Genomic DNA, 25456 nt, shown 5'->3' on the forward strand with positions numbered 1-25456 from the left:
TTAAAATACCTCCAATTGTTTTGTTTTAGTTCATATATCTTGAATTAAATATATTTTATTTCGAAGTAATTATATGATATGGTTCAAACCTTTGTCAATAAATAAATTTTCGGGAAAAATAAAAACAGTTCACGCTACGAACGCAAACTGTTTTTTTAAAGGCTGTTTTCGTAAAGTTTGTTGTTTTAGAAAAGAGCCTTAGTAAAAGTAATATCAATTAATAGTATTTCCGAACGGCTCCCAATCCGGAGCGGTGGCCCCCAAAAGCCAAAACCTGAGGAGACGAATGCATGAAGTTGACTTTTTTTCAAATATCCCCAATCAAGTTCAAAAATTCTTCTAGTAATCAAATGGTTCGGTGCCATCTGTCCACGATGAGTATGTCCAGACAGCATTAAATCGGCCCCGTGCTCTGCGGCTTGAACGAGTTCTAGTGGTTGATGATCCATAATAAAGATCGGCTTTGTCTCATCTAAACTATCTAGCAGGTTTTCCATGTTTTTTCGGTTACGATCGGTCTTATCTTTTCTCCCAACCAGCTGTATACCACCTTCAAGGACAACGGTTTCATCCATTAAGATAGGAATTCCAATACGCTGCATTTCTGCTACATACAGGGGAATTCCGCCACCATAATATTCGTGATTTCCTAAAACCCCGTAAACACCATATGTAGCTGATAGGTTTTCCATAATGGAACCGAAGCCTTTTTGAATAAAAGGTTCAGGGTCATCATCAATTATATCCCCTGGCAACAGAATCAGATCGGGCTGTAACGAATTCACCTCTTGAACCAAACGATTCGCATGAGTTTTACCGGATAAATGGCCAAAGTGCATATCAGATGCCATGACAACCCGGAGAGAGGAAAACGAAGCTTCCTTGTCTATTTTAATAGAATGCTCCCGAATCACAGGATTATAGGCGTTGAAAGTACCAAGCCCCAAAATACCAATCATCACCAAAAGGACAAAGGTACCAACCCAAAAAATAACGCGGTCAGGAGAAAAACCAGCAAAAATAAATAGCCAACCAATAAAATCAGCAATCGGAAGGAGCAACAAGGTGTATTGAATGATTCCGAACCAATACGAACCTATGTATTTGAGAATTAATAATTTTTTAAAAAATCTCGCTAGAACATAGCTGTAGGAAAACAGAAAAATAACAGCCACAACGATTCCGAAAATTTCTATTGAAAAAGTGGACTGTAGCCACAGATGTACATTCCAGCTGATATATAAGGTAAAAAAGCTATATAAAATAATGGTTAGGACAAGCCTACTGAACATGGCTGTTTTCAAATGATTTTACTCCTATTCATGTGCTACAAGGCGCTTACAGAGTGATGCTTGTATTCCTTGTTTTTGTAGCTTTTCAACAATTTGCGCACTCGTTAATCGTTTACTTATGATCATCGTTTCACGAACTGCTTGTTTTACTACCTCATTTAGCTTCATCTTTACCCCTCATTCTGTATGACCGATTGGTCAGTTAAAGTATATGTTTTAAATGACTTGAAGGTCAAACTATGTGAAAAACGCACAATCTCTGAGCGTTTATTTTCTTGAATAATATTCTGATATGAGATTTTTATAGTGATCAAGGCTAGGATATCCACTGAAGTTTGATAGCATGCCTTGGATGACAGGAGCTCGCGGCTTTTCTTTTTCAAGTTCCTCTTTTAATACTTGAAAAGTGACTAGCAGCTCGTCTTCTCCTATTTTATCTATCTCTTCTTCTAAGTTTTTTAGTACATTGGATAACGATGGCTGATCAGACGAAAGGAAGAAGTGTATGATTTCTTCGACTTTCTCGTTTGTTAAGAAGGGACTGTCTTCATAAATATCCTTCACTATACTATCTGTTCTTTTAAGAATAAACTCAGTAACCTGTTTGATATTAAAATCTGGGGAAGAAAATAATAAAACACCCATATATGATTTGATCATGCCTTCAAGGATAATCGTTATATCCCATGAGTACGGTTCAATGTCCGGACCGTAAATATCAATAATGCTTTGGCGATAGTGTTGATGTGATTCCATTTGCTTCCCTAGTAACAAATGTTTGATGGTTTCATTTCTCGGTATCGCTTGCTCTTTTGTAAGCATAATAAGAAAGTCTCTATGCGTAAGAAAATGTGAATATAATGCCATCTGTTGAGAAATAAACTTCTCTCGAGGGCTTTGTGTGCTTGTTACTACTTCTGAAAAAGCTTGCTCTATCATTTCAAAATGGTATTGTAAAATAGCTAATAGTAAGTCATCTTTTGATTTAAAGTGTAAATAAAAGGCCCCTTTAGAAATTCCACTTTCTGTTGCAATCTCTTGGATGGATGTGGTTGAAAAGCCTTTACTGGCAAAAAGCCTCATGCTCACTTCAATAATTTGCCTATCTTTTTCATTCATAGAAAAACCCCCGTTAAAACAAGTTCCGATATTAATTGTAATTTTTTTATTATAAAATTTGAATCTTTATTTATAGTATTCCGTATTAACACATTGTGAGTACAAACAAGTTGACGACTGACCGATCAGTCAGTTATATTGTTATAGTGATGACTGTTCGGTCATGTATAGTTTTGATTATAACAAATCACTTGAAATTAATCAAAAGGGGAGAAAAATGTTTGAAAAGTTTAGTTAATTTTGTCCTGAAAAATAAACTTGCTGTTTGGTTATTAACCATTATTGTTACAGCTGCTGGTATATACTCTGGCACAAAGATGAAGATGGAAAGTATTCCAGATGTTTCGATTCCATATTTGATTGTCATGGATGTGTATCCAGGTGCAACGGCTGAACAAGTAATGGATGAAGTATCCATACCGATGGAGCAGACGATTGAGGGGCTTGAAGATGTTAAGGCAGTCTTTTCAAATTCATCTGCAAACGTAGCTCAATTGCAAATTGAGTACGACTATGGCGTTGATATGGATGAGAAAAAACGTGAACTAGAATCAGCACTAGATAATATAACATTACCGGAAGCTGCTGAAGAGCCAACGATTATGGCGCTTAGTATGAATATGATGCCTGTGTTGGCTTTATCCATATCCAGCACGGAGGAAGATATTGTTGAATTATCAACAACGGTTGAAGAAACCATCTTACCGGAAATCAACAATATTGATGGTGTTGGATCCACAACCATTACAGGTCAACATATCGAAGAAGTACAATTCACGTATAACCAAGAGAAGATGGAAGCGCTTGGTTTAACGGAAGATACCGTGAAACAAATGGTTCAAGCAAGCGATATGGCTTTATCACTAGGTCTCCAACAGTATGAAGAAGGAGAAGAAGCGGTAGCCATTGATGGAGATATAAAAACGGTGGATGAACTAAAAGAGATGCTCATTCCTGTAACACCTACGGCTGAAAATCCAACTCCATTTGTTACATTAGGAGATATCGCTACGATAGAAACAGTTGGAAAAGTACAATCCATTTCCCGTACAAATGGGGAAGAGGCTATTTCTATTCAAATCACAAAAGGCCAACAGGCAAATACAGTTGAAGTAGTTAATGAAATTAAAGACTTAATTGAGGATGAAAAAGAGGCCATTGATGGATTAGTTATTGATGTAACGTTAGACCAAGGAAATCCAATCGAAGACTCTGTTTTCACAATGGTTGAAAAAGCGTTGTTTGGTGGATTGTTTGCGGTCATCATCATTCTTTTATTCCTGCGTGATGTAAAATCAACACTTATATCCATCGTATCGATTCCAGTGTCTATCTTTATGGCATTCTTGCTATTAAACTGGCTTGATATTACCTTAAACATTATGACGTTAGGTGCGATTACGGTAGCGATTGGTCGTGTAATTGATGACTCGATTGTTGTTGTAGAAAACATCTATAGACGAATGAATTTGGAAAATGAAAAGCTTAGAGGTCGTGCGTTAATTCGTGAAGCAACGATTGAAATGTTTAAACCAATCCTGTCATCCACGCTCGTAACGGTTGCGGTATTCGCACCACTTATGTTCGTTGGCGGCATGGTTGGAGAGCTCTTTAGACCGTTTGCATTAACGATGGCCTTCGCTTTAGGTGCGTCACTAATTGTTGCGATTACGATTGTTCCAGCATTATCACATTTCTTATTCCGTAAGAATTTATACGGAGAAAAGAAAGTTAAACAAAACAACGAAGTTGGAAGATTAGCAACATGGTACAAAGGTGTGCTAGCTAAAGCGTTAAATCATAAGATTATTACCTCTCTAATTGCGGTAGTATTACTTGGGGGATCTCTTGCATTAACTCCAATCATTGGATTTAGTTTTATGGGTTCTGAAGAAGAAAAAACCATTTACCTAACCTACACACCAGCTGCTGGTGAGCTTGAGGCAGAATCGCTAGAGAATATTGAAGAAGTTGAACAAGAGCTGATGAAACGTGATGATATAGACATTGTTCAAATTTCTTACAACAATAGTGCGTCTACAGACATGTCGGCTATTATGACGGGAGGGGCAAAAGGTGCGTTAATGTACCTAATTTTTGACCCTGACATGAAAGATTTCCCAGAAGCAAAAAAAGAAGTAGAAGATTATGTATTTAACATGGATCATTCTGGTGAATGGAAATCACAAAATATGGCGATGGGTAGCATCAGTTCAAATGAAGTAAGCTACACATTGTACAGTGAAGATTTAGAAGACTTAAATAAAGCAGTGAACCAAGTGGAAGAGGCATTAAACGATGTAAAAAACTTGGAAGACGTTACATCTGATATGGAAAATCCATATGTGGAGCATGTGTTAAATGTGGATCAACAGGATGTGTTACAGTACGGTTTAACTACCGCACAAATCGTTGGAGCACTAGCAAATACAGGTTCTGAAGATGTGTTAACAACCGTAGAAAATGACGGTGAAAAAATTGATGTCATTGTTCAACGGGAAGCAAAAACAGACGCAAAATCAATCGATGAATTATTGGAAACTCAAATACCAACTGCATTAGGTACGACCATGCCGTTGTCTGAGCTTGTTTCCGTAGAAGAGGGAACAGCCTATAACACATTAGCTCGTAGTGAAGGGGAATACTACTCTACTGTATCTGGAACAGTCACGACAGACGATGTCTCTGCAGCAACCTCTGCAGCAGACAAAAAAATCGATGACATTGATCTGCCTAAAGGAGTAACACTTGGGGTATCTGGTGTAGCGGCGGATATGCAAGAAACATTTACGCAACTTGGGGTAGCGATGTTAGCAGCGGTTCTGATTGTGTATTTTATCTTAGTTGTCACATTCGGTGAAGGGTTAGCGCCATTTGCGATTCTATTCTCTTTACCATTTGCAGTGATTGGTTCTTTCGTTGGACTTTGGATAGCTGGTGAGACAATCTCAGTATCTGTAATGATGGGACTATTGATGTTAATTGGTATTGTTGTTACGAACGCAATTGTTCTCGTCGACCGTATTATTCATATGGAACGTGAAGGAATGTCGATCCGTGACGCAATTATTGAAGCGGGAGCGACTAGATTACGTCCAATTCTAATGACTGCTATTGCAACAATTGGGGCAATGGTACCAATGGTATTTGGCGCTGGTGGAGCTGGTCTTATCTCAAAAGGATTAGCGATCACGGTAATTGGTGGTTTAACATCATCCACCCTTCTAACACTAGTGATTGTACCGATTGTATATGAAGTACTTTCAAAAATGTTGAAGAAAAATCGTAAAGAAATGGAAGAGAACTAATGAAAATAGACCGTTGGATATGAATCCAACGGTCTTTCTATTTACTCATAGTTAGCGTGAATTCATCTTTCACCTTTTCCTCGCCATTTACGAGAATACAAATCCCATGTAACCCTTCATAATGCTTACGTGTTGTCAAATTTTTAAATACATGTTCTCGGGCCAAACGGGTTGTTCCACTTGGATAGATCTTCTGTGATAAATGAAAAATCTTTCGCGCTTGTTTTCCATTCGCTTTCATAAAATCAATGCCGTATTCAATCCGAAGATTTTGTGATTCAATGGATTCGTTAATAACGTCAAATGAAAACGTTAATTTCTCACCAAGTGACAGTTGATCACATGAAAGAGTGAAATTTTGAACACCTATATTAGCCGCTGATGTGTATCCAAATAATTGAAGAATCTCAACATCCCCTTTTTTCAGCAAACTGCGACTAGCATGCTTTAATATCCAATCGGTGTGCGGACGTTTTCCTCTCCATTCACGAACGATTTGCTTTAACAGATTGGGGTGATCTTTTGAAATATCGTTTAAATTATTTGCTACAGATTTCCTTACATAAAGGGAAGGGTCTTCCTTTAGTGTTTCAAGGATAGGTAAGATGGGAGTGGGATCTTCCTTTAAAGCAGGTAAAACTGGAGCCCAAGGGAGACGCGGACGGCAGCCCTCACTCGCTAATCTTCGTATATGCTCATTCTTATCTAATGCCCAATGCTGCATTTGAATCATCATTTTTGCTTGGTTTTTTAAAATAAACGGTCGAACCGCAAATTCAGAACTCGAATATTTGGTGAACTGCTCTAGTGCAATCATCGAGGTTTCCCAATGGTCTAGACCGTATACTTCAACAAAATCAGGGAAAAACAAATATTCTACACCCTTGCATTGTGGAGCGATCGTCAGCAATAGTTCAATAGAAGAATCATACGGTTGCGGTAAGGATTCTCCTAATGCATGTGATATATGGCGAATTCGTTGCTTGAATTCCCGCTGTTCCCATTCGTCATCATAAATAAAGGTTAAAAACTGGTTTTCATCAAAGCTCGGATAAGTTGACTTCAAGTTTTTAATAAATTGGTTAAAAAATGAAGGGCTATATCTATCTTTAATTAACTCTGCCATATATATCCTCATTTCTATTTTCGTTTCTTACATAATAACAAAAAAAACCACCCCATATCAGTGGGATGGCCGAATGTCTATATTAAGAAGCTTTTTGCTCATTCAAAACGGGTTGAACACGTTCTGCTTTGGGAGCAACATTAAATACAATATTTAATAAAATGGCTGTGATACTACCAGCAACAATTCCATTGTCAGTCAAAATACGAATGCTTGATGGCATTTGAGCAAATAGGTCAGGAACAGCTGTTACACCAAGACCAATTCCAACCGAACAAGCAATGATTAATAAGTTTTCTTGTGATGCGAAGTTTACCTTGCTTAACATTTTAATACCATAAGCAATAACCATTCCGAACATTGCAATCATAGCTCCACCTAGGACAGATGTAGGAATGATCGTTGTTAACGCACCGATTTTAGGAATAAATCCTAATAGAATTAACATCGCTCCCGTAGTATAAATCACATTTTTGCTTTTTACTCCCGTGATTTGTAGAAGACCAACGTTTTGAGAATAAGTTGTGTAAGGGAAAGCGTTAAATAGTCCTCCAAGAAGAATTGCTAAACCTTCTGCGCGATACCCATTCGCTAGATCTTTTTCCGTAACTTCCTCTTCACAAATATCACTTAAAGCAAAATATACTCCAGTAGACTCAACCAAACTTACCATCGCAACAAGAATCATCGTTAAAATCGCTGTGATTTCAAATGTTGGCAATCCGAAATAGAAAGGAGTGACCATATGGAACCAGCTAGCTTCAGCTACAGCCGAAAAATTAACCATTCCCATAAAGGCAGCAACCACTGTACCTGCTAATAAGCCTAAAAGAATTGAGATTGAACGAACAAAACCGGTGAAAAAGCGGTATAAAACAATAATAAAAAGAAGAGTTCCAAAAGCTAATGAGATGTTCGTCATCGAACCAAAATCAGGGCTTCCTTGACCACCAGCCATATTGTTAATAGCAACAGGAATTAATGTAATCCCGATAATCGTTACAACTGAACCTGTTACGACAGGTGGGAAAAATCGAACAAGCTTTCCAAAGAACTTCGCAATCAAAACGACGAATAAACCAGAAACCAAGATGGATCCATAGATAGCGGAAATTCCATATTCTCCACCAATGGCAATCATCGGACCAACTGCTGTAAATGTACAACCAAGAACAACAGGTAAGCCGATTCCAAAGAATTTATTTTTCCAGACTTGTAAAAGTGTTGCCACACCACACATTAAAATATCGATTGAAACTAAGTATGTTAATTGTTCGCCAGTTAATCCAAGGGCTCCCCCAACGATTAGTGGAACAATAACTGCCCCAGCATACATGGCAAGTACATGTTGAATTCCTAAAGAAGTAAGTTTGAACGGATTTGTTTTCATTATACCGATTCCTCCACCTTGTCTTTTACAAATTTGACCTTTCCATTTGAAAGGGACTCTACTCTTGCTAGTGACTCAACTTTCCAGCCTTGGTCTCTTAATTTCTTTCCACCAGCTTGGAACGATTTTTCAATCACGATTCCAATTCCAGCAATCGTTGCTTCTGCCTGTTTAGCAAGCTCGATAAGACCTAAGGCCGCTTCTCCATTTGCTAAAAAGTCATCAATGATAAGGACATGATCACCCTTTTTAATAAATTTGTTAGAAATAGAGATTTCGTTCGACTCTTGTTTCGTGTATGAATAAACAGTGGCCGTTAGTAAATCGTCTGTTAATGTAAGAGATTTGCGTTTTCTAGCAAAAATAACAGGGATGCCAAGCTTAAGTCCTGTCATCACCGAAGGGGCAATCCCTGAAGACTCGAGTGTGAGAATCTTTGTAATACCTTCATTTGCAAAAAGCCTTGTGAATTCTTCACCAATTTCTAGCATGAGCTGAGGGTCTATTTGGTGGTTTAAAAACGAATCAACCTTTAAAACAGACTCCGAGAGTACTTTTCCCTCTTGTAAAATCTTATCCTGTAATAACTTCATATGTCCTCCCTAAGAAAGAAAAATAAAAAAGCCTAACTTCATTGCATTCACATCAAATTTGAGTGAAGCAATGACCTTAGACTTTAAAAGGCGTGGTTTGCATGGATATACAAATATCTTAGCAATTCCCATTGCTCACTCATAGTCGAATTATTTACGGTAATTCGGTAGAAACTTGCGAGCCGTATTCTCGCTATTATATGAGTGAATCCTATGAAGTTAGGTATTATTATACCACCATTATATTGTAGTTCAATAGAGAAATCACAATTAATTCCGAAAATTATTGGTAAAAAGATGCATTAATATTCGTGTTAAGGGTTTCAATAGTCAGATAAATATGAAAAAATAGCAAACTATCAATAAAATACGAACAAAGAGGTGCCCGTTTCGGATGTCTCAGGGTCTATTATTTGGTAACTGTAACAGCTTTTACCTCTAACTCGACCGGATGCTGTTTATGTCTACTATAGAAGATACCTGTGGTGAGTAATGAAATGGCTCCGAAAATAATCACCATGATTTGCAGTCCCACTACATCTAATAAAAACCCGGTTCCTAGTAGCACGACCTGAAACATGATTCGGTCAAGCATATTTCGGAACGAAAAGAAGCGACCGTGGAAGTTCTTTGGAACCTTTGTTTGAAACAAAGTAGAGACGGTCGGGTAAAAGCAGCCAACCGCAAAACCTACAATCGCAAAGGAAAGAATAGCAAGAGCCTTGTTCTCAACGAAATACAAGGAGATTTGACCCAAACCGATCACGGTTGAAAAAACGAAAATAATTGTAAAAGGAGACCATTTATCATTGAGCCTTTTAATCACAAATGTTCCTAGCATAAAGGCGATCCCTTCTGCTGTATAAATCAATCCTTTAATGGAAGAGTCATCATGAATCTCACTAATGTTAATAACCATCAAATTAAAGCCACTTAGAAACAATAATGGAACAAGTGCCATAATGAGTGTCATCAAGACAACGGGCATTCCTTTGATAACAGGGAGGACGTCTTTAAATCCGCTAGATCCGTTATTTTTAAGTGATGAACTAGATAGAGCTGGCTCATCCATTTTTAAAAAGAAGGTGAAACCGAGTAAAACACCGTAAGCAACAAATGAGGCAACATACAACATAGATAACGGCATAACAACCAGCATGGCGCCAGCTAAAGCCGTACCTAGTACACGTGAAATGGTTGCCACATTCATATGTACTCCATTCAATTGGAGAAGTTGGTTTTCTGCAACAATTAGAGGGATGGCTGATTGTAGAGCTGGAAAATAAAAAGCAGCTGAGAGCTGAATACCGATCATAAATACGACCATCCACCAGACGGAACCGGTGTAAAGAGCGAGGAACATAAAGATAACGCTGAACATACGGGCAATTCCCGAATAAATCATAATTGTTTTTTTACTATACTGATCGGTCATTCGACCAGCAAGTGGACCAACAAGAATTCCTGCTAACAAGCCAGTAGCGAGGATAAGTGACTTAACAAAATCAGAGGGCACCTTCTCTTGCATAAATTCTAAGTTTCCGATAATTCCGGTCCATAATCCAACCCCAGCAATAAACTCGCCAATTAAAATAATCCATACATTCCGATTTTTCCACATGATTTTATAGCCTCTTTTTTAATTTAATATATTCTTATGTTGATAAAAAATTTCGTTTCCCGAAGATTATTATATAAGTTTTTCTAAAATCTGTCATGGGTAAATTAAATGGAAACTTATGTTGTCACAACAAATGAAAACAACAGAGTTTTACACTCTGTTGTAATTTCTTTCAATAATAAAATGGGTCAAATCTCCACGGAATATCGTTTTGGAGTACTCAATAATGGTTCCATCCTCTAAGTATGCATGTGTATCTAAAGAAAAGCAGGGGCTGGCCACTGGAATTTGGAGCTTTTGTGCTACTTCCTCATCTGGAAGATACAATTCTAAATGCTCAACCGTTTTATTTATGTGAAGATTGTATTGAGTTTGTAACAGCTTGTACAGTGAATCTTCACAGCCTTCTTTATTAATAGCAGGTGCTTTATACCAAGGTAGATAAGAGACCTCATATTGAATAGGTTCATCATTCACGAAACGAACGCGCTCGAGTACATTTACAGGTTCACCTTCGTTCACTTTTAGAAGATTCATCAAATAATCGTCCGCAGGCACTACTTCTAAATTAATAACCTTAATGGACGGTATTTTTCCTTGCATCGAAATTTGATCTGAAAATCGTTCAATCGTTGTGGTCAACACTTGCTTCACTTTATTGTTAGATACAAATGTACCGCTTCCTCTTTTTCGGTAAACATATCCCTCGGATGTTAACTGCTGAAGTGCTGTTCGAACGGTCGTACGACTCACCCCAAAGGTTTCACAAAACTCTGCCTCTGTCGGAAGCTGCGAATCCGGTGGATATTCTCCATCTTTTATAAGCTGGATAATCGCTTCCTTTACTTGTAAATGTAGGGCATTTCCATCTTTTATCTCTTCATTCATATCGGAAAACCTCCTTGTTTCATTATAGCAAATATTATTCGTAATTTGTATCTTCATATAGGTATAAAATAATTTGTAATAACAAATTAAATATTTGTATTGAAATATAATACATAAGTCATTACAATGAAGGTACATCTCGGTAAGCGCTCTCAGAATAACAACATAAGGGGGAATAGGTGGATGATGAGTTTTATTGATAAATACATCATGCCGGTGGCGAACAAGTTGGGGAATAACAGGCATTTACTTGCGATTCGTGACGCGTTGGTTGGAATGATCGCGATTACGATGGTAGGTTCTTTGGCCGTCCTGTTAAACAACTTAGGATCAGTACCAGGGATTGGAAAGCCGTATCAAAAAATGATGGTTGCCTTATTCGGAGAAACATGGAACACACTTGGCGGAGACATCTGGTGGGGGACGCTTGCGTTCATGACCGTTTTTGCTGTCTTTGGAATTGCCTACAAGCTTGCAAAATCTTATGGTGATGATGGATTTGAAGCGATGCTCGTTGCAGGAGCTGCTTTCTTTGTACTCATTCCTCAAATAGGAAATGTGACACTCACACCTGAAGGAGGAGAGGCCGTCACTGGTGGCGCTTGGGGCTTTATTAGTTGGAATTATTTTAATGCTACTGCACTTTTTACAGGTATTATCGTTTCTATTATTGCGACTGAGATTTTTGTGCGGTTGGCGAAAATCAAGTATTTGGTGATTAAGTTACCAGATGGAGTACCACCTGCCGTTGCACGATCTTTTTCAAAATTACTTCCTGGAATGGCGACCATTTTTACCATGGGCTTATTTGGTCTTATTTTAAGAAAATTTATTAGTGATGGTGCGTATTTAAATGATTGGTTAAATAAAGTTCTTGTTACCCCTTTAACGGGTGCAGTCGATTCATTACCATTTGCGGTATTGATTGTTGCTTTAGTTCACGGATTCTGGGTGATTGGATTACATGGACCCAATATTTTAGGTGGAATCACGACGCCATTAATGACGAAGCTTGGACAAGAAAACTTGAATATGTATGCACAAGGTGTGGAGAAGCTGGGGGACTATAACATTCTTGCCGGGTCATTCCTAGATGCCTTTGTTTACTTAGGAGGTTCAGGGGCAACGCTTGGTTTGCTGATTGCACTGTTTATTGCCGGAAGAAGAAGGCATAAACAGCTATTAGCGCTAGGAACTCCTCCAGGGGTTTTCCAAATTAACGAACCGATTTTATTTGGTCTCCCAATTGTATTAAACCCGATTTGGTTTATTCCGTTTATCTTAGGTCCAATTGTTATGACAATTATTGCATATCTATCGATTAGTTTCGGTTTGGTTCATCCAGTTGTGGCGGATATCCCATGGGTAACACCAGCCATCCTAGGTGGACTACTCGCTACGGGTGGTCATATCTCTGGAGCCGTTCTTTCGGCTGTAAATCTAGTAGTCTCTATTGCTATTTATCTCCCATTTGTGATTGCCCAAGGAAAGATCGAAGCAAGAAAAGACCGCGAAAGAGAACTTCAAGCACCAACTGATACTTTGAAAATGTAAAAATGATTCCCTGGGCAAAATGATTCATCTTCCCAGGGAGTTTCTTTTTTAACAATATAAGGAGGTCATACCATGAATACAGGATTAAAAATAGTAACGATTGGCGGAGGATCTAGCTATACGCCTGAATTAATTGAAGGATTTATTAAGTATTATGACGAACTACCAATAAGAGAAATATGGCTTGTGGATATAGAAGCAGGAAAAGAAAAGCTCGATATTGTTGGAAACTTAGCCAAACGAATGGTCGAAAAATCAGGGCTTCCAATCGAAGTTCACTTAACACTCGATCGAAGAAAAGCGTTAGAAGGGGCAGACTTTGTCACAACTCAATTGCGAGTAGGATTGTTAGAGGCTCGGAAACTGGACGAAAGCATACCGTTAAAGCATGGCGTGTTAGGACAAGAAACGAACGGACCGGGTGGATTGTTTAAAGCATTCCGAACCATCCCGGTGATCCTTGATATCTGTCGTGAGATGGAGGAGCTTTGTCCGAACGCGTGGCTCATCAATTTTACCAACCCAGCTGGTATGGTAACAGAGGCCGTATTAAAACATACGAAAATAAAAGTAGTAGGGCTTTGCAATGTTCCGATCGGGATGGAAATGGGAGTGGCGAAATTATTAGGTGTGGACCACAGTCGCGTTAGAATCGATTTTGCTGGGTTAAATCATCTGGTGTATGGATTGGATGTTTTTGTTGATGGAATATCGGTGAAAAAGGAAGTTATTTCTCTTTTAACAAATCCAGAAAAGGCAATTACGATGCAAAATATCCATGCGATGGGATGGGAACCTGAATTTTTACAAGCATTAAATGTTCTTCCATGTCCATATCATAATTATTATTACAAGTCTGGTAACATGCTAGAAGAAGAACTTAAAAAATTCCGTGAAGGAAATATTCGAGCGGAGGTTGTAAAAAGATTAGAGGATGATTTATTTGAGCTGTACAAGGACCCAAGCCTTGACATCAAGCCACCACAGCTAGAAAAAAGAGGTGGAGCTTACTACAGTGATGCTGCTGTTCGCTTAATTCACTCGATGTATACAGATAAACGTGATATTCAAGCAGTGAATACAAGAAATAACGGAGCTATTTCCAATTTACCTACGCAAGCAGCTGTAGAAGTAAGCTGTGTCATTACAAAAGACGGTCCGAAACCAGTTAGTGTAGGAGAATTGCCGGTAGCGGTTAGAGGACTAGTGGGGTATATGAAATCCTTTGAAGAGGTGGCCATTGAAGCTGCGGTAACCGGAAACTATAATACAGCCCTTCTAGCCATGACCATGAATCCCTTTATTCCAAGTGATCAAACCGCAAAGACGATTCTTAATGAAATGTTAGAAGCGCATAAAGAGCATTTGCCGCAGTTTACTTTAAAATAAGGAGAATGTACATGATTCAATTAATTGTAAACGCAGACGACTTTGGTTTTAGTTCTGGAGTGAATTATGGGATTATTGACACTCATCTGAATGGAATTGTGAACTCCGCCACAATGATGATGAATATGGAAGGAACCGAGCACGCCATTCAGCTTGCAAAAGAGCATCCTAGCCTACAAGTAGGGATTCATTTGGTCCTTACATGTGGCAAACCCCTTTTACAAGATGTTGGGTCACTTACAAATGAAGAGGGATTCTTTCACTCCTTATCAGAGCTCCACTTGAAAAAAGATTCTGTACATCTTGAAGAAGTGGAGAGAGAATGGACAGCTCAAATTGAAAAGTTCCTCAGCTCAGGTGTTCCCCTTACACATATGGATAGTCATCATCATGTTCATACGATTGAGGAACTATTACCGGTTGTTCAACGATTATCTAAAAAATACAACTTACCGGTGAGAGCAAATGGGGGAGACCAAATTCAAGGAGTTGAGCCGTTTTCTGATGTGGCCCTATTTGATTTTTATGGAGACGGGTTGGAAGCAACGTATTTTGACAATCTTAAGGAAAGCTTCACCCAACCAATAAAAATTGAAGTCATGGCTCACCCAGCTTACTTAGATACGGCACTGTTAAATGGCTCCTCCTATACGTACAAGCGAATAGAAGAGGTAGATATTTTAAAAACTGTGGTACTGCCTGATGATATCCAATTATTATAAAAGGGAAAATGTTACAAGTTTTATAGTTGCATATAGTAATAAATTTGTGTCATAATAGGAATGTAATCATTTTGTTTCGACTATATTAATAGTATAGTAAAAAGAATATTATCGGTTTTCCTTTCTCAGTAAAGGGGAGTAGCGTCAGGATTTTTCCTGAAACAAAGTCGTCAATCCATGGAGCAATCCATCGGCTTTGTTGGCATAAAATGTGCTTAGCGAGACCTTTGCCTACAATGGCAAGGTCTCTTTATTTTGTGGGCAAAAAAATCGATAAGAACTTATTTTTTAGGAGGGAATTTGTTATGGAACTAGAATTTTTAACCGCACTACTTACCATTATTGCTATTGACTTAGTTCTTGCCGGTGATAATGCTATTCTTATTGGATTAGCAGCTAGAAATCTTCCAAAAGAACAGCAGAAAAAAGTAATCCTTTGGGGTTCAGTTGGAGCAATTGTCATTCGTGTAGTGGCAACACTTGCTGTCGTTTGGTTGCTAAAAGTCCCAGGTTTACATTTAGTAGGTGGACTATTACTTGTTTGGATAGCTTATAAGCTATTGACTGATGACGATAGCCACGGTGACGTAAAAGCCGGAGATACATTCTGGGCAGCCATTCGTACGGTTATCATCGCTGATGCGTTAATGGGATTAGACAATGTACTGGCAATTGCAGGTGCATCTCATGGGAATATGACATTGGTAATTATTGGATTACTTGTTTCCGTGCCTGTTGTTATGTGGGGTAGTACAATGATTATTAAATGGATCGAGCGTTACCCAGTTATCGTAACCATTGGTTCAGCTATTCTAGCTTGGACAGCAGCAAAAATGATCGTTGGAGAAGGATTCCTAAATGGAATTTTTGCTAACGGATTTATCAAGTATGGTTTTGAGATCCTAGTCATTGCTGCTGTTTTATTGGCAGGTCGTATGACCAAGAAAAAGAAACAGCTTGCAACGCAAAACGAAGAAACATTCGAGTTGAAAAAGGCTGGTTCTCATTAATATATGTAAGGTGCTCCCAGATGAGGGAGCACTTTTTTATATTTTCAATTCTTGATGAAGTTGGGTGGATGTTTCGATTTGAAAGGTTGCATGATCAATATGATATTTCTCACGTACCAAAGAAATCGCCTCTTGAAGTATCGTTTGTGAAGGCTGATCATCTTTTACAAGCAGATGGCATGTTAGCGAATGTAGTCCAGATGTGATCGTCCAAATATGGAGATCATGTACATCGACCACGCCTGGAATCGATTCAAGAGTATTCTTTACATCCTTTTGATTCACAGCTGGTGGTGTTCCCTCCATTAGTATGTGAAGAGAATGAGAAATGACACCCCATGCACTACGTAAAATTAATAAAGCGACAATAACGGAAATAATAGGATCGGCGATATACCATCCAAATACGAGCATGACGATTCCAGCAATAATCGCCCCAACTGACCCTAACGCATCTCCTAATACATGTAAATAGGCACTTCTCACATTCACGTTATCTTTCACATCACCATTTCGTAATAAAGACCAAGCGCTAATTAAATTGGCTCCGAGACCAATACAAGCAATGAGGATCATCGTTCCGCTTGCTACGGTCGGAGGCTCAATAAACCGTTCAAATGCTTCCCACACGATAAAACCAGCAATGACAAATAATGTTACTCCATTAAATAGAGCCGCTAATACTTCAAAACGGTAAAATCCAAAGGTTTTCTTTGGTGTAGCCGGACGAGAAGCAATCCATAGAGCTACCAAACTAAGCAATAAAGAGCTCGCATCACTAAGCATATGCCCTGCATCTGACAAAAGTGCAAGACTATTGGTCATTAATCCTCCAAAAAATTCGGCGAACATAATTCCTGTTGTAACCAATAAAGCGATTAATAATCCCTTTTTATTTCCTTCCCGCTGCGAATCAAAATGATCATGGCAATGGTCATGAGCATGGTGGTGATGATGATGTCCATGACCGTGGTGATGATGATGACCCATGTGAATTCCTCCTAATTACAATTAATATGGGAAAGGACTTGCTGAAGAATCGTGATAACATGTTCGTCATCGTATGAATAGTACAAGGTGCTTCCTTCCCGACGATACTTGACTAATCGAAGCTTTCGCAGTGTGCTCAGTTGATGTGAAACGGCCGATTGAGTCATCTCCAGTACTTCCGTAATATGACTCACAGAGCATTCCTCTTGGGAGAGTAGGTATAAAATTTTGATTCTTGTTGGATCAGCTAGTGCTTTAAAAATTCTGGCTGCTTCATCCGCAGTAGCTTGGTTAAGAAAAGAATGATCAGTACGTTCCATCATCTAGCCCCTTTAATCAGTAATTTAACATATGAGCATATGTTCATATATGTATATTATCATAAAATTGGTCATTTGGTGATAAAAAAACTTGAATTCTCAGAAATTTACTTTGGAACAAACGTAAAAAAGTGATAACATGGTAGCATACAATATGCTTTAGTCCGGTTAAGTATTGGAGTGAACGTTGGAGTGATGACAGTGACAGGAAGAGAAGTTCCATTAAGAGAGAAAAGTATTGTATTTATCGGTTTTATGGGTGTGGGGAAAACAACCATTGGAAAATTAGTAGCTAAAAAGCTTTATCGTGATTTTATAGATATTGATCAAGTGATCGAAGAAGAATACGGTGCACCAACTTCAGAAATTTTTAAGCAAATTGGGGAAAAAGCCTTTCGTGCCAAAGAAAAGGAAGTAATTACTGAATTAAGCAAGAAGAAGCTTTCAGTACTTTCTTTAGGTGGTGGTGCATTTCTTCAAGAAGATATAAGGGAAGCGTGCACGAAAAATTGTATCGTATTTTTCCTGGACCTATCGTGGGAATATTGGAAGGATCGTATTAGTTTAATTATTGATTCAAGACCCGTTCTTCAAGGTAGGAATATTGATGAGATTTTGGAGCTTTTTAATAGTAGACAAGAGATCTATCAATACCACCATTCAAGGGTAAAAACCGATACACAGGAAGCAGAAGAGATCGCTGACTATATCGTGGATTCATTAAAAGTTGCTTGGGATATTTATGAGCCAAGATAATATATGACGAACAAGCCATTCAACGAATGGTTTTTTTGTTTTTATTGGAGTTTTTAATAGGGACAGCCTATGAATTAGACTGTTTTTTTTAATTAGACTTTCCTTTCTCTCCCCCATACAATTAAGGCATAACATGAATTCATGAAAAAAAGTTTGTTTAATCTTGTGAATCATTTCACAATAAACCAGCTAGGTAAACAACAATTCAATTGGAGGCAAGGAACATGGCAGACTTAGGACGCATCGATGGCAGAACAAAATTAATTGGACTTTTAGCAACCCCAATCGGACACTCATTATCACCAGCTATGCAAAATATGTCATTAAGAGAACGTGGGTTAAATTATTCATATATGGCATTCGAGGTAGGAAATGAGCAATTAGCCGATGTAGTAACTGGGATGAGAGCGTTAGGAGTAAGAGGCTTTAATGTATCCATGCCCAATAAAACGAAAATTCTTCCATTATTAGATGAACTTTCTCCTGCTGCTCAGTTTACGGGTGCAGTGAATACAGTGGTTAACGAAAACGGAAAGCTAATTGGTCATATTACTGATGGAACTGGATATATGAGAGCATTAAAAGAAGCAGGTGTGGACGTTGTTGGCAAGAAAATGACCTTGATGGGTGCTGGTGGAGCTGCGACAGCGATTGCCATTCAAGCTGCCTTGGATGGAGTAGCTGAAATCTCGATTTTTAACCGAGAGGACGACTTTTATCATCGTGCTTTAAAAAATGCCCAAATCATTAACGAAGAAATAGAAGGAATCAATTGTAAGGCAACGGTTTACAATTTAGATGATGCCGATCGTTTAAAGGAAGAAATTGCAACTAGTGATATTCTTACAAATGCAACAGGTGTAGGAATGAAGCCGTTAGAAGGAGAGAGCGTGGTGCCAGATGCATCTTGGTTACGTCCAGAGCTCATTGTATCTGATGTCGTATACATTCCACGTAAAACAAGATTACTAGAATTAGCAGAAGAAGCTGGTTGTTCAAAAGTAATCAATGGATTAGGAATGATGCTTTGGCAAGGTGCCGCAGCCTTTAAGCTTTGGACTGGCGAAGATATGCCCGTTGAGTATGTAAAAGAGGAAATGTTTTAAAAGAGAAAGGAATGGTATTCCTTTCTCTGCTAAATATATTTTTTTCATTAATAATGTGAAGTGATTCACAAATTTGAAAGGAGAAGAAGGTATGGAGACAAATAAAAAATATTACCCAATCGCTTTTGCACTTTATTTTACTTATTTAGTTCACGGAATTGGAGTATCCATCTTAGCGCAATACAAGCAGAATTTTGCAGAAAAATGGGGGGCTACTACATTAACGGATGGTACATTTGACGTTAGTATGGTGCTTACGGTCATTGCCGCATTAGGCTTGGGACGTTTAATCTCACTTCCCATTGCAGGACCACTGTCAGATAAGTTTGGACGAAGAGTATCTGGATTAATTGGTATTACAGCCTATGTTACTTATTTTATCGGTCTTGTATTCTCACCAAGTATGTATGTTGCTTATGCATTTGCTTTATTAGGTGGGGTGGCGAACTCTTTCATAGATACAGCGGTTTATCCGGCCATCATGGAAATTTTTAAGAAAAAAGGCGATGTGGGTAATCTATTTGTAAAGTTCTCGATCTCTATTGGACAATTTTTGCTTCCGTTTATGATTGGTTTTGTAGCAGCAAATACGATGCCATTTACATCATTATTCTATTTATCAGCAATTTTATTAGCTGTATCAGGGGTACTAATGTCGGTTTTACCATTCCCTCCAATGTTGGTGAAAGTTGAAAAAACAGACTCTAAAAAATCAGAAAAATTAAAGTTAACAGGACCAAGTTTGGCGATTGTGATCTTAGGTTTTACCGTTACTTCTACATTTATCTTATGGTTAAATGCGAATCAGGAATTAGGAAAACTATACGGTTTAGCAGACCCAAGTAAAATTCAATCGTATTATGCACTTGGTACAGTTATTGCAATTCTAGTAACATCCTATTTAATTAACAAAAAAATTCTTCAATCGGTTCAAGTCGTTGCTCTTTACCCAGCGATTGCTGCCGTCATGTTGCTAGTGATTTACTTTGTGAAAGTACCTTCTATTTTATTAGTCGGTGGTTTCGTGCTTGGGTTTACTGCTGCAGGTGGAGTACTTCAATTAGTCACATCTCTAGCTGTAGAGTTATCACCAGCAAACGGTGGGAAAATGACATCTGTCGTAATGATCGCTTCAAGTCTCGCAAACTACACGATTCTAACAGCTGCAGGAGCCATCACGAAAGCTGGCGGAGTAAATGGCCCATTGTATCTACTATTATTTAACTTTGCCATCACAGCCATCGGTGTCGGACTTGCCGTATATGTGAACAAGAAGTATGCAGAAAAGGCAACAGCTCCGGTTAAAATGGCGAGTTAAAAAGGAAATGGCACTAATCACATGTATTAGTGCCATCCCCTATGATTCTAGAAAGTTCTCCAGTTAGACCATTTGATTTCAAAAAGTAGACGCATTTACACCGTAATAAGTATCTTAATACTGTTATAATATGCTCAAGTTCTCACAAAGTGTACTTTACTGAAGAAGAAAGGAGTGCTGAACATGAAAAATAAATACTCTTTCACTGCAATTGGCTGCTACATTAACTATTTTGTCTTTGGCATGGCCTATATTATGATTGCACAAAATATGTCGTTCCTAACGGAGCAATTTCACACAGATAAAGCTGGAGTCAGCTTTATCATTTCGGCATTTGGGCTCGGTCGGCTCTTGTCACTCTATTTAGGTGGTGTATGGTCTGATAAGATTGGTAGAAAACCATTTATCGTCGCTGGTTGTCTGTTATTTGCTTTCTTCCTAATTGGTATTCCTCTTAGTCCAACCTATGAATTGGCAATTGTCTTTGCCTTCTGTGGTGGATTGGGCAATGCATTTCTAGATGCAGGAACGTACCCAACGTTAATGGAGGTTTTCCCAAAGACAGCTGGTTCAGCTACGGTTGCTTTAAAGGCATTTATTTCTTTCGGCTCTGCTTTACTTCCATTTCTGATTGCCTTTTTTATTCAGCATGATATTTTTTACGGAGCATCGTTTTTTATTCCTGCCATCATTTTCTTGGTGTCTGGCTTCATGTTAATAAAGGCAAAGTTTCCTAATCATAAGGTTAGCGCAGAAAGTACAGAAAGCGGCCCACCTGTCGTGTTCTATACAAAGCCTAATTTTAAGATTGAAGGAGTGGCCATTATCGTAATTGGTTTTACTGCTCCAGCTCTACTGTATTTAATGAATATTTGGATTCCCACTTACGGGCAGGAAATGATAGGAATGCCTCTAGTTGATTCGTTAAAGCTGATGTCTTATTACAGCTGGGGAGCTCTTCTCTCTGTTATCTCTTTAGCATTCTTAGTAAGAAAGACGATTCGTCCCGTCACCATTGTTCTTGTGTATCCGATACTATCATTTTTGTCGATTTTGGTATTATTGACTTTTAAAACACCAGTGCTCGCAATGATTTCAGCATTCCTGATCGGCTTCTTTCTAGCAGGTGTTCTTCAGCTAGGATTAACCGTATTATGCGAGTTCTTCTGGGATCGTAAAGGCTCAGTAACAGGAATTATGTACACCGCAACAGGATTAGCAACGACTCTTATTCCGATGGTATCAGGATTCATCACCCGATATGTAGATATTCAAGGCGTATTTGTATTTGCGCTTGCCGTAAACTTCATAGGAATTCTTGCAGCAGGTGTCGTATTCTTCCAATATCGTAAACTAACAAGCTTCAAGCAACAGCAACTAGCCGCATAAGGAAAGGCAGCCACTTTTGAATTCGGGCTGCCTTGTTTTATTTTGCCTGGAATTTTCTTTGGAAAAGATCGAACAACATCATTTTGTCTCGCAACAATGCAGAACATGGTTGCTGTCCCATTGGATAAGTTAGCGTGTATTTGTCGCAAACAGGACATTTCCCGTCCTCTTTAAAATAATGAATAATGTTCATTGGGAAGTTGAAATCGCCTCCCCCTACTAACATTTGATAAGAGTGACCTTTCACTTCAAATAGAACCTGATACCCACTAAAAATGGATAATTTACTAATCTTTATATTCGTTGCAGAATAATGGCTCATTTCTTTTACACATCCTAAGGTAAATTCAATAGAAGACTAGCTTATGGTTTTATTATAGCTGAATCTGGTTGGAATTTCATGGCATTCTGTAACAAAATGGGGGAGAAATTGGTGTGGTCTCCAGGATCCTTCCGTCCTCTTTCAATATATCAGCGCCATAATCAAATATATCAGCGACTTCGGTAATATATCAGCGTCATATCAAATATATCAGCGACTTCCACAATATATCAGCACCATAAGAAATATATCAGCGACCTTCCCAAAACGCGTGGCTCCAAATCAACAAAAAGCGAGCCACACCACGTGTAGCTCGCCTCTCATTAATAAAAATCAGCCTATTTCATACATAATTGACACCCAACATTCACTAGAGCCTTAATAAGGATCCGCTTCGTGGCTTTTCTTTACCGCTTCTTCTGTTGCTTCATTCGCAGCTAATGAACCTTGGCCATATTTGGATTGACCTGCTTCACGACCTGGAACTTTCCCTGCTTCCATAGCTTCCATTTCTTTCATTTTCATGTGAAGACCTTCCTTCACACGACGACCATACTCTTCATCGGCTTGTGTGAAGTGATCAATCATGGCATCTTGAATTTTCGGGTCGCACACGGCAAGTGCTTCGGATAGGTTTTTAATTAATTCATCGCGCTCCCAATCTTCCAAGCTTCGGTAAGTGTGACCAGCCTGCCCATAGTTGTTAGGTCGATCAATTGGCGCACTCATGGCTGCTGCATTATACATGGGTTGGTGAGGTGCACGACCTTCTCTACTTGCTTCCTTAAATCCACCTAACATCGATGGCTCATAGTTAATATGTGGATTATCCCCTGACTCTTTTGGGTCACGCACATCCATTTGCCCGCGTTGCTGATTGGTGTGGATAGGTGCCTTTGGCGCATTTACAGGAACTTTTAAATAGTTAGCTCCCACACGATAGCGTTGCGTATCGGAGTAAGAGAAGGTACGCCCTTGCAACATTTTATCATCTGAAAAGTCCATTCCATCGACAAGAACTCCTGTACCGAAGGCAGCTTGCTCAATCTCAGCATGAAAATCTACTGGATTTCGATCTAGAACCATGCGACCTACTGGTAACCATGGGAACTGATCTTCTGGCCACAGTTTGGTATCATCGAGCGGGTCAAAATCAAGTTCAGGATGGTAATCATCTTCCATTATCTGAACAAAAAGCTCCCATTCTGGATATTCACCACGTTCAATTGCTTCATATAAATCTTGTGTAGCATGCCCTACGTTTTTGGCTTGAATCTCGTTAGCCTCATCTTGTGTTAAATTTCGGATTCCTTGCTTTGGCTCCCAGTGATATTTTACCAATACAGCCTCACCCTCGGCATTCACCCATTTATAAGTGTTCACACCAGAACCCTGCATATGACGGTATGTAGCTGGAATTCCCCATGGAGAGAAGAGGAAGGTAATCATATGTGTCGCCTCGGGTGTGCGGGAAACGAAATCAAACATCCGCTGTGGATTAGGAACGTTAGAAGCAGGATCCGCTTTAAAAGCGTGAATCATATCAGGGAACTTCATCGCATCACGAATAAAGAAAATTTTCAGGTTGTTTCCAACAAGATCCCAGTTTCCGTCTTCCGTATACATTTTTACAGCAAAGCCACGTGGGTCACGTGCGGTTTCGGGCGAATCCTTCGCGCCTGCCACAGTAGAGAATCGAACCATTAATGGCGTTTTCTTCCCCGCTCCAGAAAATACTTTGGCGCGCGTATACTTTTCTACTGGTTCATCTCCCACTTTTCCATACGTTTCAAAATACCCGAATGCTCCAGAGCCACGTGCGTGTACTACACGCTCTGGTATCTCCTCACGATCAAAATGGGAAATCTTTTCAATGAAGTGATAATTCTCAAGTGTAGCTGGTCCGCGGTTACCAATCGTACGGATATTTTGATTATCTGGTACTGGATGGCCCTGACGAGTGGTTAACGTCTCACGGTTCTCATCTTGTCCGTTTGAAGCATTTTTATCTTTGTTCTCTGTCAAAAAGATAACCTCCTAAATCATTATTACTGTCATAGAATGTCCATTTTAAGGTGGGGTATGCAAAGTCTTCCAGAAATCCAAAAAGAACATGCGGGACATTCACCACCTAATAACATATTCATACACTGTACGTGAAGTGGATGCCCTTCATCCATTTAAAGCAAAAAAATCTGATTATTCTTTAGAAATAGGTGATGTGAAGTGACAAGGAAAATCCCTGCAGGTTACAAGTCAAAACTCGATTTACTACAAACCGAACAAGCAATAAAAAAGGTGAAGGATTATTTTGAGAGCAATTTGGCTGAAGAATTGAATCTAATTCGAGTGTCAGCGCCGATTCTTGTAAAAGAAGGGAACGGGATAAACGATAATTTAAATGGTGTGGAACGGATTGTTTCCTTCGATGCTCTTGATATAGAAGATACACAAATTCAAGTGGTCCAATCTTTAGCTAAATGGAAACGGCTGGCTTTAGCAAAGTACGGAATTGGTTTAGGCAGAGGGTTGTATACTGATATGAATGCCATTCGTCGTGACGAAATCCTCAGCAATCTTCATTCCCTGTATGTGGACCAATGGGACTGGGAAAAGGTCATTACCAAAGAACAACGCAATGTCCAAACCTTGCAAGCGGAAGTTCGAAAAATTTATAATGTGCTTCGATCCACAGAGATTTACCTTAATGACTTTTTCCCAGAATTAAAACCATCGCTTCCGATGAATATTCATTTTGTCACGACACAGGAACTCGAAGATCAATATCCAGACTTAACACCGAAGCAAAGAGAAGATAAGGTTGCTAAGGAATACGGTGCCGTGTTTATCTCTCAAATTGGTGGTGCATTAAAGTCAGGCAACAAACACGATGGCCGCTCCCCAGATTATGACGATTGGACGTTGAATGGAGATATAGTCCTTTGGAATCCGACCCTTGAAATGGCATTTGAAGTGTCTTCTATGGGGATACGAGTAGATGAAGAAGCCTTGAAACAGCAGTTAAAACTAGCGGATGCTGAAGATCGTGCACAGTTAGAATTTCACCAAGCCATTTTAAATAAGGAAGTTCCATACACCATTGGTGGAGGAATCGGTCAATCAAGATTGTGTATGTTTTTCCTGCAAAAAGCACATATTGGCGAGGTTCAAGTGTCCATATGGAATGAGGAGATTCTGCAATCTTGTAGAGAGGCAAATATTCAGCTGTTATAGCAGGTAGAG

The 25456-nt window shown here is 38.9% G+C and carries 22 protein-coding genes and 2 riboswitches; of the genes, 10 read left to right on the forward strand and 12 right to left on the reverse strand.

What is annotated here, in order from left to right:
- Positions 1-185: 185 nt before the first annotated feature.
- The 3 genes from ACVBAX_RS16600 to ACVBAX_RS16610 all read right to left on the reverse strand — a co-directional run bounded on the left by ACVBAX_RS16600 (position 186) and on the right by ACVBAX_RS16610 (position 2411).
- Positions 186-1304: a metallophosphoesterase gene (locus tag ACVBAX_RS16600; protein WP_447118001.1), complete on the reverse strand. Its 1119-nt coding sequence runs from the start codon at positions 1302-1304 to the stop codon at positions 186-188.
- Positions 1305-1316: 12 nt separating this feature from the next.
- Entirely contained in the window at positions 1317-1460 is a 144-nt protein-coding gene (locus ACVBAX_RS16605; RefSeq protein ID WP_447118002.1) for a hypothetical protein, read from the reverse strand.
- A gap of 99 nt (positions 1461-1559) precedes the next feature.
- Entirely contained in the window at positions 1560-2411 is an 852-nt protein-coding gene (locus tag ACVBAX_RS16610) for a TetR/AcrR family transcriptional regulator (RefSeq protein WP_447118003.1), read from the reverse strand.
- A 221-nt stretch (positions 2412-2632) separates the two neighbouring features.
- Between ACVBAX_RS16610 and ACVBAX_RS16615 the strand changes: the two genes are divergently transcribed.
- Complete coding sequence (locus ACVBAX_RS16615) at positions 2633-5719, forward strand: efflux RND transporter permease subunit (RefSeq protein WP_447118004.1); 3087 nt, start codon at positions 2633-2635, stop codon at positions 5717-5719.
- A gap of 37 nt (positions 5720-5756) precedes the next feature.
- On the opposite strand, the gene ACVBAX_RS16620 is transcribed toward ACVBAX_RS16615, so the two are convergent.
- The 5 genes from ACVBAX_RS16620 to ACVBAX_RS16640 form a co-directional block, all read right to left on the reverse strand.
- The gene (locus tag ACVBAX_RS16620; protein ID WP_447118005.1) at positions 5757-6845 is read right to left on the reverse strand and encodes a DNA alkylation repair protein; all 1089 of its coding nucleotides are present in this window, start codon (positions 6843-6845) and stop codon (positions 5757-5759) included.
- An 82-nt stretch (positions 6846-6927) separates the two neighbouring features.
- Complete coding sequence (locus ACVBAX_RS16625; RefSeq protein ID WP_430775130.1) at positions 6928-8235, reverse strand: nucleobase:cation symporter-2 family protein; 1308 nt, start codon at positions 8233-8235, stop codon at positions 6928-6930.
- Positions 8235-8828 (reverse strand): xanthine phosphoribosyltransferase, encoded by a 594-nt coding sequence (locus tag ACVBAX_RS16630; protein WP_447118006.1) that lies wholly within the window; start codon positions 8826-8828, stop codon positions 8235-8237. Before ACVBAX_RS16630 ends, ACVBAX_RS16625 begins: the two co-directional genes overlap by 1 nt.
- Before the next feature lie 122 nt (positions 8829-8950).
- Positions 8951-9052: riboswitch (purine riboswitch) on the reverse strand.
- Between the two features lie 185 nt (positions 9053-9237).
- Entirely contained in the window at positions 9238-10449 is a 1212-nt protein-coding gene (locus ACVBAX_RS16635; protein ID WP_447118008.1) for an MFS transporter, read from the reverse strand.
- Positions 10450-10599: 150 nt separating this feature from the next.
- Complete coding sequence (locus ACVBAX_RS16640) at positions 10600-11337, reverse strand: GntR family transcriptional regulator (RefSeq protein ID WP_447118009.1); 738 nt, start codon at positions 11335-11337, stop codon at positions 10600-10602.
- A gap of 183 nt (positions 11338-11520) precedes the next feature.
- Here ACVBAX_RS16640 and ACVBAX_RS16645 point away from each other — a divergent pair, with 183 nt between their 5' ends.
- From ACVBAX_RS16645 to ACVBAX_RS16660, 4 genes are all read left to right on the forward strand, one after another.
- Positions 11521-12891 carry a PTS sugar transporter subunit IIC gene (locus tag ACVBAX_RS16645; RefSeq protein ID WP_447118010.1) on the forward strand — a complete coding sequence of 457 codons (1371 nt, stop codon included), beginning with the start codon at positions 11521-11523 and terminating at the stop codon, positions 12889-12891.
- Positions 12892-12963: 72 nt separating this feature from the next.
- The gene (locus tag ACVBAX_RS16650; RefSeq protein ID WP_447118011.1) at positions 12964-14280 is read left to right on the forward strand and encodes a 6-phospho-beta-glucosidase; all 1317 of its coding nucleotides are present in this window, start codon (positions 12964-12966) and stop codon (positions 14278-14280) included.
- Positions 14281-14291: 11 nt separating this feature from the next.
- A complete protein-coding gene (chbG, locus tag ACVBAX_RS16655) occupies positions 14292-15002 on the forward strand; it encodes a chitin disaccharide deacetylase (RefSeq protein WP_447118012.1) in 711 nt (236 codons plus the stop codon).
- 121 nt (positions 15003-15123) lie between these two features.
- Positions 15124-15219: riboswitch (yybP-ykoY riboswitch) on the forward strand.
- Positions 15220-15307: 88 nt separating this feature from the next.
- A complete protein-coding gene (locus tag ACVBAX_RS16660) occupies positions 15308-16012 on the forward strand; it encodes a TerC family protein (protein WP_447118013.1) in 705 nt (234 codons plus the stop codon).
- 36 nt (positions 16013-16048) lie between these two features.
- Here ACVBAX_RS16660 and ACVBAX_RS16665 read toward each other — a convergent pair whose 3' ends face one another.
- Together ACVBAX_RS16665 and ACVBAX_RS16670 are read right to left on the reverse strand one after the other, a co-directional pair.
- Positions 16049-17002: a cation diffusion facilitator family transporter gene (locus tag ACVBAX_RS16665; RefSeq protein ID WP_447118014.1), complete on the reverse strand. Its 954-nt coding sequence runs from the start codon at positions 17000-17002 to the stop codon at positions 16049-16051.
- 11 nt (positions 17003-17013) lie between these two features.
- A complete protein-coding gene (locus tag ACVBAX_RS16670; RefSeq protein WP_430775139.1) occupies positions 17014-17322 on the reverse strand; it encodes an ArsR/SmtB family transcription factor in 309 nt (102 codons plus the stop codon).
- A 195-nt stretch (positions 17323-17517) separates the two neighbouring features.
- Between ACVBAX_RS16670 and ACVBAX_RS16675 the strand changes: the two genes are divergently transcribed.
- The 4 genes from ACVBAX_RS16675 (at position 17518) to ACVBAX_RS16690 (ending at position 21891) form a co-directional block, all read left to right on the forward strand.
- Positions 17518-18078: a shikimate kinase gene (locus ACVBAX_RS16675; RefSeq protein ID WP_430775233.1), complete on the forward strand. Its 561-nt coding sequence runs from the start codon at positions 17518-17520 to the stop codon at positions 18076-18078.
- A 224-nt stretch (positions 18079-18302) separates the two neighbouring features.
- Positions 18303-19184 (forward strand): shikimate dehydrogenase, encoded by an 882-nt coding sequence (locus tag ACVBAX_RS16680; RefSeq protein ID WP_447118015.1) that lies wholly within the window; start codon positions 18303-18305, stop codon positions 19182-19184.
- 91 nt (positions 19185-19275) lie between these two features.
- A complete protein-coding gene (locus tag ACVBAX_RS16685) occupies positions 19276-20502 on the forward strand; it encodes an MFS transporter (RefSeq protein WP_447118016.1) in 1227 nt (408 codons plus the stop codon).
- Positions 20503-20685: 183 nt separating this feature from the next.
- Positions 20686-21891, forward strand: a complete 1206-nt coding sequence (locus ACVBAX_RS16690) for an MFS transporter (protein WP_447118017.1) — start codon at positions 20686-20688, stop codon at positions 21889-21891.
- 37 nt (positions 21892-21928) lie between these two features.
- Here the strand turns inward: ACVBAX_RS16690 and ACVBAX_RS16695 are convergent, their stop codons facing one another.
- Both ACVBAX_RS16695 and ACVBAX_RS16700 read right to left on the reverse strand, forming a co-directional pair.
- On the reverse strand, positions 21929-22213 hold the full coding sequence (locus tag ACVBAX_RS16695; protein ID WP_447118018.1) for a hypothetical protein: 285 nt from the start codon (positions 22211-22213) through the stop codon (positions 21929-21931).
- Between the two features lie 378 nt (positions 22214-22591).
- Complete coding sequence (locus tag ACVBAX_RS16700) at positions 22592-24238, reverse strand: catalase (RefSeq protein WP_430775144.1); 1647 nt, start codon at positions 24236-24238, stop codon at positions 22592-22594.
- 201 nt (positions 24239-24439) lie between these two features.
- Between ACVBAX_RS16700 and asnA the strand changes: the two genes are divergently transcribed.
- Complete coding sequence (gene asnA, locus ACVBAX_RS16705; protein ID WP_447118019.1) at positions 24440-25447, forward strand: aspartate--ammonia ligase; 1008 nt, start codon at positions 24440-24442, stop codon at positions 25445-25447.
- Positions 25448-25456 lie beyond the last annotated feature (9 nt).

Source organism: Robertmurraya sp. GLU-23 (assembly GCF_052983275.1).

Bases quoted from the DNA above. Each gene is read 5' to 3' on its own strand.
- ACVBAX_RS16620 (WP_447118005.1), bottom strand. From the start codon at position 6,845: ATGGCAGAGTTAATTAAAGATAGATATAGCCCTTCATTTTTTAACCAA.
- ACVBAX_RS16660 (WP_447118013.1), top strand. From the start codon at position 15,308: ATGGAACTAGAATTTTTAACCGCACTACTTACCATTATTGCTATTGAC.
- ACVBAX_RS16665 (WP_447118014.1), bottom strand. From the start codon at position 17,002: ATGGGTCATCATCATCACCACGGTCATGGACATCATCATCACCACCAT.
- ACVBAX_RS16640 (WP_447118009.1), bottom strand. From the start codon at position 11,337: ATGAATGAAGAGATAAAAGATGGAAATGCCCTACATTTACAAGTAAAG.
- ACVBAX_RS16625 (WP_430775130.1), bottom strand. From the start codon at position 8,235: ATGAAAACAAATCCGTTCAAACTTACTTCTTTAGGAATTCAACATGTA.
- ACVBAX_RS16605 (WP_447118002.1), bottom strand. From the start codon at position 1,460: ATGAAGCTAAATGAGGTAGTAAAACAAGCAGTTCGTGAAACGATGATC.
- ACVBAX_RS16645 (WP_447118010.1), top strand. From the start codon at position 11,521: ATGATGAGTTTTATTGATAAATACATCATGCCGGTGGCGAACAAGTTG.
- ACVBAX_RS16695 (WP_447118018.1), bottom strand. From the start codon at position 22,213: ATGAGCCATTATTCTGCAACGAATATAAAGATTAGTAAATTATCCATT.
- ACVBAX_RS16630 (WP_447118006.1), bottom strand. From the start codon at position 8,828: ATGAAGTTATTACAGGATAAGATTTTACAAGAGGGAAAAGTACTCTCG.
- ACVBAX_RS16635 (WP_447118008.1), bottom strand. From the start codon at position 10,449: ATGTGGAAAAATCGGAATGTATGGATTATTTTAATTGGCGAGTTTATT.
- ACVBAX_RS16675 (WP_430775233.1), top strand. From the start codon at position 17,518: ATGACAGTGACAGGAAGAGAAGTTCCATTAAGAGAGAAAAGTATTGTA.
- ACVBAX_RS16650 (WP_447118011.1), top strand. From the start codon at position 12,964: ATGAATACAGGATTAAAAATAGTAACGATTGGCGGAGGATCTAGCTAT.
- ACVBAX_RS16610 (WP_447118003.1), bottom strand. From the start codon at position 2,411: ATGAATGAAAAAGATAGGCAAATTATTGAAGTGAGCATGAGGCTTTTT.
- ACVBAX_RS16680 (WP_447118015.1), top strand. From the start codon at position 18,303: ATGGCAGACTTAGGACGCATCGATGGCAGAACAAAATTAATTGGACTT.
- ACVBAX_RS16670 (WP_430775139.1), bottom strand. From the start codon at position 17,322: ATGGAACGTACTGATCATTCTTTTCTTAACCAAGCTACTGCGGATGAA.
- chbG (WP_447118012.1), top strand. From the start codon at position 14,292: ATGATTCAATTAATTGTAAACGCAGACGACTTTGGTTTTAGTTCTGGA.
- ACVBAX_RS16690 (WP_447118017.1), top strand. From the start codon at position 20,686: ATGAAAAATAAATACTCTTTCACTGCAATTGGCTGCTACATTAACTAT.
- ACVBAX_RS16685 (WP_447118016.1), top strand. From the start codon at position 19,276: ATGGAGACAAATAAAAAATATTACCCAATCGCTTTTGCACTTTATTTT.